Origin of the sequence: Bartonella alsatica (assembly GCF_013388295.1) — a bacterium.
GTDB classification, from domain to species: Bacteria; Pseudomonadota; Alphaproteobacteria; order Rhizobiales; family Rhizobiaceae; genus Bartonella; species Bartonella alsatica.
Window position 1 is genome coordinate 1,230,997 of sequence record NZ_CP058235.1, and the last position, 13,990, is coordinate 1,244,986.

The 13,990-nt window shown below is 35.7% G+C and carries 11 protein-coding genes, 1 other RNA gene and 1 pseudogene; 5 read left to right on the plus strand and 8 right to left on the minus strand.

The annotated features are described in order from the left end of the window. Window positions 1-65 precede the first annotated feature (65 nt). The 7 genes and pseudogenes from recR to HWV54_RS05050 form a co-directional block, all read right to left on the minus strand. Window positions 66-671 (minus strand): recombination mediator RecR, encoded by a 606-nt coding sequence (gene recR / locus HWV54_RS05025; RefSeq protein ID WP_005866113.1) that lies wholly within the window; start codon window positions 669-671, stop codon window positions 66-68. 36 nt (window positions 672-707) lie between these two features. After that, window positions 708-1,031, minus strand: a complete 324-nt coding sequence (locus HWV54_RS05030) for a YbaB/EbfC family nucleoid-associated protein (protein WP_005866112.1) — start codon at window positions 1,029-1,031, stop codon at window positions 708-710. A gap of 14 nt (window positions 1,032-1,045) precedes the next feature. Continuing rightward, window positions 1,046-2,968 carry a DNA polymerase III subunit gamma/tau gene (locus tag HWV54_RS05035; protein WP_005866111.1) on the minus strand — a complete coding sequence of 641 codons (1,923 nt, stop codon included), beginning with the start codon at window positions 2,966-2,968 and terminating at the stop codon, window positions 1,046-1,048. A 235-nt stretch (window positions 2,969-3,203) separates the two neighbouring features. After that, an RNA gene (gene ffs / locus HWV54_RS05040) (signal recognition particle sRNA small type) lies at window positions 3,204-3,301 on the minus strand. 599 nt (window positions 3,302-3,900) lie between these two features. Next, window positions 3,901-4,302: pseudogene (locus tag HWV54_RS07040) on the minus strand (hypothetical protein). 562 nt (window positions 4,303-4,864) lie between these two features. Then, window positions 4,865-5,725: a prephenate dehydratase gene (locus HWV54_RS05045; protein WP_005866109.1), complete on the minus strand. Its 861-nt coding sequence runs from the start codon at window positions 5,723-5,725 to the stop codon at window positions 4,865-4,867. Continuing rightward, entirely contained in the window at window positions 5,722-6,453 is a 732-nt protein-coding gene (locus HWV54_RS05050) for a 3-deoxy-manno-octulosonate cytidylyltransferase (RefSeq protein ID WP_005866107.1), read from the minus strand. The genes HWV54_RS05045 and HWV54_RS05050 overlap by 4 nt, the downstream gene beginning before the upstream one ends. Window positions 6,454-6,578: 125 nt before the next feature. Here HWV54_RS05050 and HWV54_RS05055 point away from each other — a divergent pair, with 125 nt between their 5' ends. The 3 genes from HWV54_RS05055 to HWV54_RS05065 all read left to right on the plus strand — a co-directional run bounded on the left by HWV54_RS05055 (window position 6,579) and on the right by HWV54_RS05065 (window position 10,326). Then, on the plus strand, window positions 6,579-7,163 hold the full coding sequence (locus HWV54_RS05055; RefSeq protein ID WP_005866105.1) for a c-type cytochrome: 585 nt from the start codon (window positions 6,579-6,581) through the stop codon (window positions 7,161-7,163). An 866-nt stretch (window positions 7,164-8,029) separates the two neighbouring features. Then, window positions 8,030-9,094, plus strand: coding sequence for a HesA/MoeB/ThiF family protein (locus HWV54_RS05060; protein ID WP_005866101.1), 1,065 nt, complete (start codon window positions 8,030-8,032; stop codon window positions 9,092-9,094). Continuing rightward, entirely contained in the window at window positions 9,091-10,326 is a 1,236-nt protein-coding gene (locus HWV54_RS05065; protein ID WP_005866099.1) for an MFS transporter, read from the plus strand. Before HWV54_RS05060 ends, HWV54_RS05065 begins: the two co-directional genes overlap by 4 nt. Before the next feature lie 653 nt (window positions 10,327-10,979). Here HWV54_RS05065 and HWV54_RS05070 read toward each other — a convergent pair. Then, the gene (locus HWV54_RS05070; RefSeq protein WP_005866097.1) at window positions 10,980-11,768 is read right to left on the minus strand and encodes a molybdopterin-synthase adenylyltransferase MoeB; all 789 of its coding nucleotides are present in this window, start codon (window positions 11,766-11,768) and stop codon (window positions 10,980-10,982) included. Window positions 11,769-11,853: 85 nt separating this feature from the next. On the opposite strand from HWV54_RS05070, the gene gshB reads away from it, so the two are divergent. Continuing rightward, window positions 11,854-12,792 carry a glutathione synthase gene (gene gshB / locus HWV54_RS05075; RefSeq protein ID WP_005866095.1) on the plus strand — a complete coding sequence of 313 codons (939 nt, stop codon included), beginning with the start codon at window positions 11,854-11,856 and terminating at the stop codon, window positions 12,790-12,792. Window positions 12,793-12,939: 147 nt separating this feature from the next. Continuing rightward, entirely contained in the window at window positions 12,940-13,986 is a 1,047-nt protein-coding gene (locus HWV54_RS05080) for a PstS family phosphate ABC transporter substrate-binding protein (RefSeq protein WP_005866093.1), read from the plus strand. The last annotated feature ends 4 nt before the right edge of the window (window positions 13,987-13,990 follow it).

Genomic DNA, 13,990 nt, shown 5'->3' on the forward strand with positions numbered 1-13,990 from the left:
TTAATATTTTTCCTATAAAAAATGATAGTAAATAATAAAGAGATAACAGGTAAAAGAAAAAAGTTTTAAATATTTGTTCTCGCCTGTAAAGCTGCTGCTAAAGTTCCATCATCAAGATAATCAAGTTCACCTCCTACAGGTACTCCATGAGCAAGCCGAGTAACTTTAACTGAAAAATTGGAAAGCTGATCGGTGATGTAGTGAGCTGTTGTTTGTCCCTCAATAGTAGCGTTGACAGCTAGAATAATCTCCGTGATTGGGTTTTGTACAACGCGTTGGATTAAGGAAGCGATGTTGAGTTCGTCGGGACCTATTCCATCTAAGGGAGAGAGTCGTCCACCCAGTACATGATAACGGGCTGCTAAAGTTCTTGCACGTTCAAGAGCCCAAAGATCAGCAATATCTTCAACAACAATAATTGTTGTATTATCACGGCGTGGATCTGTACAAATCAAACAAGGATCAATTGTATCTACATTTCCACAAACAGAACAAATGCAAACTTTGTTCACAGCAGTTTGTATTGCCGCTCCTAAAGGTTCCAGCAATGTTTCCTTTTTTTTGATAAGGTGAAGTGTAGCACGACGAGCAGAACGTGGACCAAGACCTGGTATACGTGCCAAAAGCTGAATAAGACGCTCGATTTCAGGTCCTGCAATATATTTAGACATATTCTTGTTTCATGGAGTTAAACAAAATGCGCTTCATTAGAATGGAAGTTTGAAACCTGATGGGAGTGGTATCCCTGCTGTTATGCTTTTGGTTTTCTCTTCTATAGCTATTTCAATTTTTACTCTGGCTTCATTATAGGCTGCCATAATCAGATCTTCAAGGATTTCTACTTCCTCAGGTGTGAGTAATGAAGGATCGATTTGAATTGCCGTTATAATATTTTTGCCGTTTAAGGTGATATTGACGAGACCACCCCCTGCAGTACCAATTACTTGAAGTTTTGCAAGTTCTTCTTGAACTTTTTGCATTTTTTCCTGCATTTCTTTAGCTTTTTTCATCATGCTCATCATATCACGCATAGAAATAGGTATCCTTATTCGTCATTAGTCTCACTTTTATTTTTAAAATTATTGGGTATTAAATCAAGATCGTTTTCTTGTTTATTCAGACGAATATCAACAATTTTTGCTTCTGGAAAATGGTTAAGTATTTTAGCGATATCAGGATCTGCTTCTGCATTGGAAAAAAGTGTCTTTTGAACAGCTATATTTTCTTCCTGTAAGGTTGGTCCTCCCCCTTCATTGACAAAAGTGATAGTCCAACGTTTTTTAGTCCATTGAAAAAGCATTTTTTCTATATCACGAGCAAGTGAATGTGGAGCATCGTCAGAAAGTCTCAAGGTGATATGTCCTGGTTGAAAAGAAATAGGATGGACAAATTCTTTAACAAGGAGTTTGAAGGGAATCTCATTGTACTGTTCGGCTAATTTAACAATATCATGTAAGGAATTAATAATAATGGTTTGCGATTCAGTAATTTTTGCTGGTGTTTTCGTGGAGAAATGTGACAAATCTACAACATTTTCAGAGAGCTCAACAGATTGAACAGTTTCAAGAGTTTCCGTTATCTCAGGAGTGTTAGTGCTTTTAGAAGTTTGAATTTTGACTGAATCTTTTGATTGTAACGAGAAACCAAATTGTTTTCCCAAGGGTGTTTTTAGATCTGTTTGGTTAGGTGTTGTGTTTGAAACGCTTGGGGAAGAATGGGCAGATAAAGCTGTTTCTGTTGCTGTATTATTCGTATTTATGGATTCTTGATGAGAAGAATTTGAGACGATTGTAAGAGGTATCTTTTCTTGTGAAAGCTTTTTTAAAGCTTCATCAAGAGTTGGTAGATCAGCAGTGTGAGCAAGACGAATGAGTAGCATTTCGGCAGCTTGAAGCGGACACGCTGTCTGACTTACTTCTTGTAAGCCTTTGAGTAACATTTGCCAGTTTCGGGATAAAACAGGAACGGAAAGTTTTTGTGAAAAATCTAAACTTCTTAAACGTTCATCTTCAGTAAGCGAGAGATCTTCAACTATCTCTGGAGTAAAACGTAGACGTGTAACCAGGTGATTGAAATTGGCTAATTCTGTCAATATAGTGAGAGGATCAGCTCCTGCATCATATTGACTGCGTAATTCATGCAAGGCATTTACAACATTGCCCTTCATGATAAATTCAAAGAGATCAATAATACGCGCTTGATCAGCTAATCCGAGCATTGCACGCACTGCAATGGCACTGACGTTTCCATTACTATGAGCAATTGCTTGATCAAAAATGGATAGCGCATCACGTACGGAGCCTTCCGCAGCTCGCGCAATCATAGAGAGCGCTTTGTCTTCTACTTCTACCTTTTCATATTTTGCAATTTGACTCAAATGTGTGTTCAAAACTTTCGATTCAATACGTCGTAAATCAAAACGCTGACAACGTGAAAGAATTGTAATAGGAACTTTGCGAATTTCTGTCGTTGCAAAAATAAATTTTACATGTGCTGGTGGTTCTTCAAGCGTTTTCAATAGGCCGTTAAATGCTTGTGTCGAGAGCATATGCACTTCATCAATAATATAAACCTTGTAACGTGCCGAAACAGGACGATAACGTATTTGTTCAATAATTTCACGAATATCATCAATACCTGTATGTGAAGCCGCATCCATTTCTATAACATCTATATGGCGCCCTTCAATGATTTGTGTGCAATGTTCACCTAGTGTGTTCAATACGGTTGTTGGTTGGTCAATATCCTTTGTTTTGTAGTTGAGTGCACGGGCTAAAATACGCGCTGTTGTGGTTTTACCCACTCCACGAATCCCTGTTAACATCCACGCTTGTGCAATGCGGCCTGTTTCAAAGGCATTTGTAAGGGTACGTACCATGGCTTCTTGACCAATGAGGTCAGAAAAATTTTGAGGCCGATATTTACGCGCAAGAACACGATAAGTCGTTTCTAGCGGCATATTTTCCATCAATGACTCCAATTTTGAAGCTCTTTATACGTATAATTTGGTAACACAAAACCACAGGTTAATTCTGTAGTCTAATATAAAAGGGTTTTTTCTCAATTAATTTATTCTTTGAAAGAATAAGAAAATTTGCTTAAAAACAGCCGAAAAAACCTTTATTCGCTATCTTCACAATACTGCTTTGAAAATTGAAGATAATTTCGCTACAAAACAACAAAAATGTGATTTATACAATAACATAGGAGGCTGGCACAATGACCCGTACCAAAACTCGTTAGGGCTGCTTCTTTCCAGATCTGACCCGGTTGGCGAGCAGTTCGTCCATCACCAACCTCCCAATCTCATATTGTCGATTTAAAATGAAAAATCAAGCTAAGAAACGAGAAATATAGCACGAACAATGAAGAATTCTTCCTTTGAGTTTAGATTTTGTATTATGGACGACAAAGAGTATGGTGATTTATCAATTTTCATTGGAGTAGCTTACCATATTGAGTTACTATGAACAAAGTGTTTATTGATATTAAGAAGAAGTTTATTAGCTAAGCTTTATTTAGCGGGAAGGGTATTTATTTGAAATTGCTTAACGAATTATAAAAAATTTGCAGAAGCAAAAAAGAGGAGATAAAGCAATACAAGTTATACGATGAGTTAAAGTAAGGGGAATAAATAGTAAGAGGAATAAATATTATTGCTAAATAGTGTTATGTAATCGGTGCTATATTACTTTAAAGAATTGATGTATTCTTGACTAGTTTGAGAAAATAAATTTAGTTTATTCTCTATTTATTCCTAACAGTTTAATTGCTAAATAAGCACAAACCCTAAACTGCTCCTCAAAATCGAGGATAATAATTTATCCTACGCGGTTTCCAAAAAAAGACCTATTGCAGCTTCTACATAAATACGCAAGTTTAGATACTCTTGGAGTATTATCAATGATATTCTCCTGTATTGCAATTTTTTCCCATAATTTTTTTAGTAATATTTTTAAAAATATAATTACCTGACGAAGGAAATCTTATATGGAGAGATTTTATACCTTTGAGCGTAAAGATTTTATGTTCTTTATCATGCGTTATTTTTTTCATCATCAGTAACATTTTAGTTTGTCTAAGTCAGAAGGGGAAGAATAAGATAAAGAAAAGGATGCTTTTGGGGGCTTAAATGCCTTGCAAAAGTATTCAATGTCTCGATGTATTGTACCGGCTACACCAATTATAATGCTTTTACTTGGCGCAAAATTCCATTTTTTTTCATCAAGTTCAACAAATGCAACAGTGGAAAACGAGAATATCGGCAGCTAATAACTCTTGAGTGAAGGTTTTCTTCCTTATTTTTCCCTCTTTATCCTAAAATACATTTGATCATAAATCAGTTTTCATTAATATGGAAGGCCAAGTTTAATTGCAAAAAGCAGAGTTAAACTGCACTTTTTAGCTTTATAAAAATTATTTTGGGTGTTGCTTAAATTTAAGAAAAGCATTATTGTTTGATACATTCTGATAGCAATTAAAATTGTTGTATATCCTTCTTTAGGAGATTGACAGTTCATCCTTTTAAAATAAATGCCATACACGGTTGTATGTTTTCTCAAAGAATTCTTTCTTGCATGAGGGAAATGGGATGGCCAAAGACAATTTTACTTCGGTGCTTGTGTTTTTTTGTCCATATTAAATTTAAGTCCTTTATTATATCGTTTGTGGAAAAATATTATTCGAACAATTGAAAATATCCCATTAAATAAATAATCTTTCTCATTTGCCTCTTTAGTGTTCATTATGAAACTTATTGAGCAAAAAAAGAATACCTTTCCAGAGCCAATTTTTCATGAAATTTTTAGTATATTCTTTATATATCTATAAAAATCTATCAAAAATGATATAATTTAATTGTCTTTCATACAAGTGTTCGATTATTTTTAGCAGGATAAATGCCTATAATGCGCAACTCGGCAGAAAAAAATGACAGCTCTTCTAGGGCGAGACGCATCATAGGATCTTCAGGATGTCCTTCAATATCAACAAAAAATTGTGTTGCATTAAAATTTCCACCAATTTGATAGCTTTCTAATTTTGTCATATTGATACCATTTGTAGCAAATCCTCCCATAGCTTTATAAAGGGCAGCTGGGACATTGCGGACTCGAAAAAGAAGGCTAGTAATAATTTTTTCGCCATTTTGGGGTTTGGGCACATGCCGTTGAGAGCGTGAAAGGATCACAAAACGAGTAATATTATGAGGACTATCTTCAACATTTTTTTCAAGAATATCAAGTCCATAGAGTTCTGCTGCAATCAAAGGTGCTAAGGCAGCTTGTGAACGCTTTCCATTTTTTTTAATAAATTTTGCGGCTCCAGCTGTATCAGCAGAAGAGACAGGTTTCCAGCCATTGTTCTGTATGATTTTACGGCATTGTGCTAGGGCATGCGTATGGCTATGAACGGTTTTAATTTCGTCATGTGTAACACCGGGTAAAACCATTAATTGAAAGTGTATAGGTAAAAAATATTCATCAATAATATAAAGAGATGATTGCGGTAGAAAATAATGAATATCCGCAACACGGCCAGCAATAGTATTTTCAATAGGAATCATAGCAAGATCAGCTTGCCCACTTTCTACTAAGTTAAGGGCTTCTTCAAAAGTTGCAGAAGGAACAGCCTCCATGTCGGGAAACATATTGGAGCAAGCAATATGAGAATTGGCACCGTATTCTCCTTGGAAAGAGATTTTATTAGTTTCTTTAGGTGTTTTCATGCTAAAATCTTACGTACTTTCTCAAGATCACGTTGTGTATCTACTCCTAAGGGAATTGTATCGATTATTTCTACATCAATACGCATATTATGCTCTAATGCGCGTAATTGTTCAAGTTTTTCACGTTGCTCGAGTGGTGAAGGGTTGAATGCTACAAATTGCTCAAGCGCTTTGCGTCGATAGGCATATATCCCAATATGATGATAAAGGGGACCATCTCCATAAGGTGCTGTTGCGCGGGTAAAATAAAGAGCGCGAAGGCGATTTTGAGAAAGCGGTGTACCAATAATTTTGACAATATTCGGATCTATCTTTTCGCTTTCTTCAATGATTTTAGCACCTAAGGTCGCAATATCAGTGAAGCTATTTTCCAAAGGGCGTAAAGCATTAATAATTTCACGAGGCGTTATTGTTGGCAGATCACCTTGTACATTCAAAATAACATTGTAGTGTTGCTTAGGATCAATATGCGTTAAAGCTTCATAAATGCGATCGGAGCCGGATTTATGGTCACTACATGTTATGATACATTCATGTCCGTAAGCTGTAACGGCTTTAGCGATATCATTGTGATCTGTTGCAACGATAGTACGTCCTATTGCAGCTTTTTTTGCTTGTTCAGCAACATGAACAATCATCGGTTTTCCAGCGATCTCAGCGAGAGCTTTTTGAGGTAAACGGGTTGAGCTCATACGAGCGGGAATAAGAATAATTGGTTCAAGAGTCATTGCAAAGTTCCAAATGCCGTGTGTAATGCATTTATAATCGTGTGTAATGCATTTATAATATTGTATGTTATAAGGAAAAAGCTTAAACTAAAAGTGGTAATGAAAAGCTAAATGTTTAAGTTTTTATGAATCGCTCTAAAATATATTTTGTTTTTGCTTGTCTATTTGTGCTGATTATTTCGGTGGGAATTTTCACACTCAGCGATATAGTCTATGATAATTCTTCATCGGATCAATATTCTCATACAGTTATAAATCATGATGCATCGAAAGAAAAGAAACAGACATTTGACCATTCTTTATCATTGAATGTTCGTCTTAAACAAGGCAATCTTGAAAATGGGCGTAAGATTTTTCGCCAATGTGCTATATGCCATACTTCTGGACAAAATGAATCTGGTCGTGTTGGTCCGACACTTTGGGAAATAGTTAACCGTTCTTTGGCGGCTGTTCCAGGTTTTTCTTATTCACGGACGTTGCGTGCAAATTCTGACCAGAAATGGGACTTTGTGAATTTGGATCGTTATCTGCAATCACCGCGTGAAACTTTTCCAGGAACAATTATGTCTTTTCGTGGAATTAAAAATGACCAAGATCGTGCTGATCTTTTACTTTATTTACGCAATTTATCGGATCATCCTGTTCCGTTACCAATGGATAATAAAGAAGGTGAACCAAGTCGGACAAAAGATAAACTATTCCAGAAATAAATCACTTTAAAAAGAGATATGATTGGGTTTAAGGTTTTTATTTGTAATCTGAGTTTCAATATGTTTTTAAATTTACTTGTCAGTCTACCTTTTTGCATAATTAAATTTTCTATATAACTAAAAGTATGCAAACATTTGTATTTAACGCTTTAGTTTATCATTAGAACATGATAGCTTTTTTATATTATTAAAGAGTATTTAATCTAAAATTTCACATTATATGCGGTTAATTATATTGAGAGATGCAATTCAATTTTCTCAGTATTCATTGTTTCATTAATAGATTCTTCTTTTCAAGAGTAAAAGTTTATTATGTAAAAATTATCCGATAACTTAGTGGGGCACGAATAGAATTTGAATTCGGTAGCTACTTAAATATTGTACAACAATAACAAATGTTCCGTCTGCATTTCTTTTATCTATTGTTGGTAATGAAACAAAACAAGCCTATAATTGATTGAATCGAAATAATGAAATCAAAATTGGAGAATACCAGTATCAGGTGAAGCCTCATCTAGAGTTTTTCTTGAAAATAAAATTTGGCCAGAACATGTTTCATTTATCTGCCGAATGCAAAAGAGAGTTTTAATATAGATGAGTATTTTCTGTTTTCTAAGAAGCTTCATGAGATTTTTTGTAAAAATAATCATTCTACTCCATAAATCTACTCCATAAAAATGATTTACAATAATTACATTCTGATATAAATTTTTTCCTGTCATACGAGTGAAAAACAGTAAAAACATAGCACTTGAGGGGGAAGGATGTCATGGATCATATAGGATTTAATTGATAAGAAGAATTTTCCCCCTGAAATTATTTTTCAGGGAGAAATTGATTTAGTGAATAAGCAGGGGGGGGGAGCGATGGGACAGCACTATATTTTAGGGAAATATACCCGTGTTCTTATGCGTGAAGAAGATGCAATTTTCGGTGCTGGTTCAAAACAATTTGTTATTAATGAGAAAAAAGACTGGGAAAATTTTGTACTTCTCGCCGCACAATGGATCGAGAAAAAGACGATAAAAGAAGCGTATAATTCGCTATCTTCAGTTATGTTAAGAGAAGATTTTAACTATGCGTTTGACTTTCTTTTTTCTAACCATTTCCTTGTTTTAGCAGAGACATCGAACAATATTTTCAATCATCGGTATTCTAGAAATCATCTCCATTATCAAAGTTACGGTATGGATCCAGAGTCCGTTCAGCATATCCTTTCACAAAAAGTTGTGGTCATTTTAGGATGTGGCGGAATCGGTAATCATGTATCAGTGATCCTTGCATCTTCTGGGGTGGGGAAATTAATTCTTGTCGATAATGATGTGATCGAAATAACCAATCTTAGCAGACAAATTCTTTTTACTGAACAAGATATAGAGCTTCCTAAAACAACTGTTCTTCAACGTGAGTTGACACGCAGAAACAGTCAAATCGAGATTAGTGAATTACAAATGTCAATCACTACAAAAGAAGATATTAACAAATTGCCCAGAGCCGATTTGTGGATCATTTCTGCTGATACACCTGATCAGCTGGTACCATGGATAAATGAATGGTGTGTAAAAAATAAACAAGCTTATATAAATTCTGGTTATGTCAATGATATCGCTGTATTTGGACCTTTTTATATACCTGGAAAAACCGGTTGCTACGCATGCAGCTCATCCATAGGAAACCTCCCCCTAAAAAGCGACGGTTTAATCTATGAGGCTTGCGCTGCTATTAATAATAATTTTAAAGTTGCGACATTTCCCCCTGTAAATGCTCTTTCAGCAGCCATGTGTGCTAACGATGCTCTTAAATTCTTGGGTGATTATGGTGATCTACTTTCCACTGATCGTCGTGTGGGGATATGGAGTAGCAAACTTTTCATAGAAGAGCGTTCCTTAAAAAAGAACCCTCACTGTAAAGTCTGTGGAACAAAACAGTGAATAACCCTCAAACGCTCTCTGTAACCTATGGATCTTACCATGCAGTACGTATGCTGATCGGTGTTTATCACGCCATTTTTTTAATATCTATGGGGGTTACCCTATCCCAATTGGCTTTGCTTCAAGTCGTCTTTTCGGTAACTGTTTTGCTTCTTGATTTTCCTTGTGCTGTCTTAGCTGACAGATATCGACGTAAATACCTAGTCATGGCTGGAGTTTTTATGACGGGATTGTTTTATCTTCTCTGTCTTCAAGCCCCCAATATAACGGTGCTCATCGTTGCACAAATTTTCTATGCAGCAGGAATTAGCTTCATTGCCAGTGCAATTGATGGGTGGATTTACCATTCTCTAGGAAATAAACAAGACCACTTTTCGTATTATGCACATCTCTCTCACCAGGTAAACTCCTTTGGCAGCGTTTTCAGTGGTATCATAGGAATCGCAACGATATATTATTCTAAGCAATATTTTATGGGGTATATTATCTCAGGTATTCTAATGGGAATAATTTTCTTTATATTCCTTGTTGTTCCTGAAAAGAAAATATCAGTTTGTGAAGAAACAAAAACAAAAACCATCCTGCAAAATGCTAAGGAAACGCTCTGGATATTTCAAAACACCGTGGGAGGAGCATGGTTTATTGTGCTAATGTGCCTGTTCAGCGCTGGCATTCAGATTATTTATCACTTCTGGCAGCCTATAATACTTTCAAGGGAAAAAATCGTTCATCTCAATGGCTCGCAGATGTTGGTACTCATGTTTTGCCATATAGGCGCCTTCTCGGCTCAATATTTTTCCAATTCACTAATGTCGAGATATCACATACTTGATAAAAAGTATAAGGATTCTATGAAATATTTTTCATTTTTTTCTGCTCTTATGTGTATTGCTCTTTATTTTTTCGTTCAGCGCAATCAAATTGCTATGTCAGTCATCGCATTTTCATTAATTCATGGATTTATTTGCACTGTACCAATAGGAGCAAAGAGCCTATTTTTTTCAGAATTGAACCAAAAACAAACCCAACATATTTCTGGTATCGTTGGCGCCGTATCTTTCAGCGCAAGAATATTTTCAATAGCGATCTTAAGTGTTATTTCATTTCTCCCTGCAAATATTTCACCGTCTTATTATCTTATATTACCAACTGTGACTTTTTTCATGTGTGGCTTGATAATTAAGAAATGGATGTCATTCTCTCAAAAGTCTATTTTGAAAAAAACGCTATGATAAATACAGTTGAAAGAGTAATTTACAGTTAAAAAGAGTGATTGCTTTTGGAATTTTGTAGATCAAGGAAATTATCAAGATTCATTTTACTCATGAAATAGGACAATTTGCTGCCAGAAATTTTTCTGTATTATAAATTACTGAATTAAGCACGCTAAAATCATATAGAATTCTGTATTGCTAAAGATGGTTTATTTCATCCGAGTACGGTTTCTAAGATTTCTTTGACAAACTGCAATTTTGCTTTTTTTCAGGAGTATAGAGAAAAGAGCTTTTATCAGAAGTCGTGAGAATAAGAAAAAAGAGGAGATCATTAATATATTGAAGTCTTTTATAAAATTGATTTTGTTTCTTTTAGTTGTTATCACTACCCACATGCGTTTTCTGATGGATAAAGTCAGCCAATTTATTCTTCTACCCGCAATCATCTTCAAGTCGTACTTTAGGTAGTTGACGTTTTCTTTTGATGCTAAGTGTGCGAGTGCAGATTATTGAGTTTTTAGATCATTTCTAGCCCAAATATCATTTGGATTATTTGTTTATCAATCATTATTTGAGGGTTATTAGAATGTTGGCACATGAAGTGATTGTCATGTGTAATAGAAGAATAGCTGAATAGAGTTCAGCTAATTATACTTTTATCGTCTCTAAACTTATACGCACACCTTAATGGCTGCTGCATTTTCGTTAGAATCTGAGCGTTTATAGGTAATTATATGAAATTGCGCTAATAACCCATTGTAGAGAAGAATTTTTCCTACTAGGGGTTCACCAATATTTGTGATAAGTTTAATGACTTCCATTGCTTGTAGTGTCCCGATGACTCCAGGTAAAGCACCTATGATTCCAATTTCAGTACATGTCGGAATAGTACTGGCAGCTGGCTGGTTGGGGAATAAATCACGGTAGTGAGGGTTATTATCTTTATAAGGCATGAGCACCGTTAATGAACCGTCAAAACGTTCTACAGCACCGCTTATTAAAGGTTTTGCGCATTTGGCAGCGTGATCAGCAAGTAGGTAGCGCGTGGTAAAATTATCACTACAATCAACAATGATGTCATAGACATTTAACAATTTATCCACATTACTTTTATTCAACCTTAAATTGTGTTTTTCAACTGTAACATGGGGATTTATTTCTTTTATAGTGATTTGGGCACTCTCAGTTTTTCTTTGGTTAATTGTGTTAGTTTTGTGAATAACTTGGCGTTGCAAATTAGAAAGTGAAACGATGTCATCATCAACAATTCCAAGGGTTCCAACACCTGCTGCAGCTAAATAGGTTAGGACAGGAGCACCAAGACCACCTGCACCAACAACAAGAACACGTGCAGCTTTAAGCTTTTGTTGACCCGCACCTCCAATTTCAGGCAAAAGAATATGACGTGCATAGCGTTCGATTTCCTGGTTGCTTAATTTTATATCAGCTTTTTGTATCATAGGCTTTCTCTTAGCATAGTTCTTTTATATTTACTGAGTTTATGATGTATAGACCAGTCTGTTTTCGTATAGGGAGGTTTTATTCATGAAAGTTGCCATTCAGATGAATCATATTTCAACCATTCAGATTCAAGGGGATACGACATTTGCACTTGCTTTAGCAGCGCAAGAGCGCGGACATGCTCTCTTTCATTATACACCAGATCGTTTATTTATGCGTGATGGTTGTGTGATTGCACAATTGGAATCATTGACAGTACATGATGAAGAAGGGAACCATTATCAATTAGGAAAGTCTGTACGCACAGAGTTAACGGATATGGATGTAGTTCTTTTACGCCAAGACCCGCCTTTTGATCTCAATTATATCACCACAACGCATTTGTTAGAACGCATTCATCCTAAGACATTGATTGTGAATGATCCAGCATGGGTGCGCAATAGTCCAGAAAAAATTTTTGTAACTGAATTTCCTGATTTAATGCCAGAGACTTTAATTACGAAAGACATTGAAGAAATAATGGCTTTTAGAACTACATTTGGTGATATTATTGTGAAACCACTTTATGGTAATGGAGGTACTGGTGTTTTCTATTTGAAACAGGATGATCGCAATTTAGCATCGCTCTTAGAAATGTTTGAGCAAATTTATCACGAACCTTTTATTGTTCAGCGCTATTTAGAGGCAGTGCGAAAAGGGGATAAACGAATTATTTTGCTTGATGGTATCCCTGTTGGAGCGATTAATCGGATTGCCGCAGAAACGGATATTCGTTCTAATATGCATGTTGGAGGTCGGGCAGAAAATATTGATTTAACAGAACGTGATCATGAAATTTGTGAACGTATTGGTCCTGTTTTAAAGAAACGTGGCCTTCTTCTTGTGGGAATTGATGTGATTGGAGATTATATAACAGAAATAAATGTGACATCTCCTACTGGAATTCGTGAAATTAAACGCTTTGGTGGTACAGATGTTGCTCATCTTTTCTGGGATATTGTTGAGTGCAAACGTTCAAATTAAATTTATTTGAACAACAAGAAAAAACATGATTTTATCAGAAAAAGTTATTAATGTTGTTTTTTTATATTTGTTATACTGCAAATATGAACTAGAATTACCGTTTAATATAAATGGTAGGTCTTGACCTAAATTTTAGGGAGTTTATGGATGGGCAAAGTGTTATCCATTGGAGTAGGACTGGTTTTTGCGGTACTATTGTCAGTGCATAGAGGAAACGCACGTGATCAAATTCAGATAGCTGGTTCATCTACAGTTTTGCCTTACCAAAAGATAGCCGCTGAGATATTTGGAGAAATATATCCTCATTTTAAGGTTCCCGTTATCGAATCGGGCGGAACAGGGGCTGGTATTAAGGAATTTTGCCGCGGCATTGGGGAGAACACAATTGATATCGTTAATGCTTCTCGGGCAATGAAGCTTAGTGAATTACAGTCTTGTATTGATGCTGGTGTAAAAGATGTTGAAGAGGTACGCATTGGATATGATGGTATTGTCTTTGCAACAGATATAAATGGTCCTGATTGGAAATTACAGCCTGTAGATATTTATAAAGCACTTGCTGCTCGAATTATTAAAGATGGAAAATTGCAGCCCAATAACGTTTCAAAATGGAGTGCAGTCAATCGTGCTCTTCCTGATTGGACGATAGCAGCTTATATTCCTGGAGAGAAACATGGAACACGTGAAGTTTTTGAAGAGAAATTGCTCTCTGTAGGTTGTAAAGATAGTGGAGCAGTTGATGTAATGAAGTCTTTAGGGATGAAGGATAAGGAGATACACGCTGCTTGTGTTGCAGTGCGGAAGGATGGAAAGGTCATTGATATTGATGGTGATTATTCTGAAACATTTGCGCGTTTAACTTCTAATAAAACAGGAATTGGTGTTTTTGGTTTATCTTTTTATCAAAATAATGCTGATAAGCTAAAGGTTGCAGATATTAATGGTTTTGCGCCGACCGTTGAAACAATTTCTAGTGGACAATATCCAATTTCTCGTCCGCTCTTTTTCTATGTTAAGAAAGCACATTTAGGTATTATTCCAGGATTACAGGAATATGTTGACTTTTTTCTTTCCGATCAAATAATTGGTCCAGATAGTCCTTTGGCTGAATATGGTTTGGTTTTTGCTTCTGAGGAAGAGCGAAAAACGCAACGTTCTGCTTTTTCTGCTGGTAGAGTTATGATGTTGAAATAATTTT

Excerpts from the sequence above, each read along its gene's own strand:
- HWV54_RS05055 (WP_005866105.1), top strand. The coding sequence starts at position 6,579 with ATGAATCGCTCTAAAATATATTTTGTTTTTGCTTGTCTATTTGTGCTG.
- HWV54_RS05080 (WP_005866093.1), top strand. The coding sequence starts at position 12,940 with ATGGGCAAAGTGTTATCCATTGGAGTAGGACTGGTTTTTGCGGTACTA.
- HWV54_RS05035 (WP_005866111.1), bottom strand. The coding sequence starts at position 2,968 with ATGGAAAATATGCCGCTAGAAACGACTTATCGTGTTCTTGCGCGTAAA.
- gshB (WP_005866095.1), top strand. The coding sequence starts at position 11,854 with ATGAAAGTTGCCATTCAGATGAATCATATTTCAACCATTCAGATTCAA.
- HWV54_RS05030 (WP_005866112.1), bottom strand. The coding sequence starts at position 1,031 with ATGCGTGATATGATGAGCATGATGAAAAAAGCTAAAGAAATGCAGGAA.
- HWV54_RS05050 (WP_005866107.1), bottom strand. The coding sequence starts at position 6,453 with ATGACTCTTGAACCAATTATTCTTATTCCCGCTCGTATGAGCTCAACC.
- HWV54_RS05060 (WP_005866101.1), top strand. The coding sequence starts at position 8,030 with ATGGGACAGCACTATATTTTAGGGAAATATACCCGTGTTCTTATGCGT.
- recR (WP_005866113.1), bottom strand. The coding sequence starts at position 671 with ATGTCTAAATATATTGCAGGACCTGAAATCGAGCGTCTTATTCAGCTT.
- HWV54_RS05045 (WP_005866109.1), bottom strand. The coding sequence starts at position 5,725 with ATGAAAACACCTAAAGAAACTAATAAAATCTCTTTCCAAGGAGAATAC.
- HWV54_RS05070 (WP_005866097.1), bottom strand. The coding sequence starts at position 11,768 with ATGATACAAAAAGCTGATATAAAATTAAGCAACCAGGAAATCGAACGC.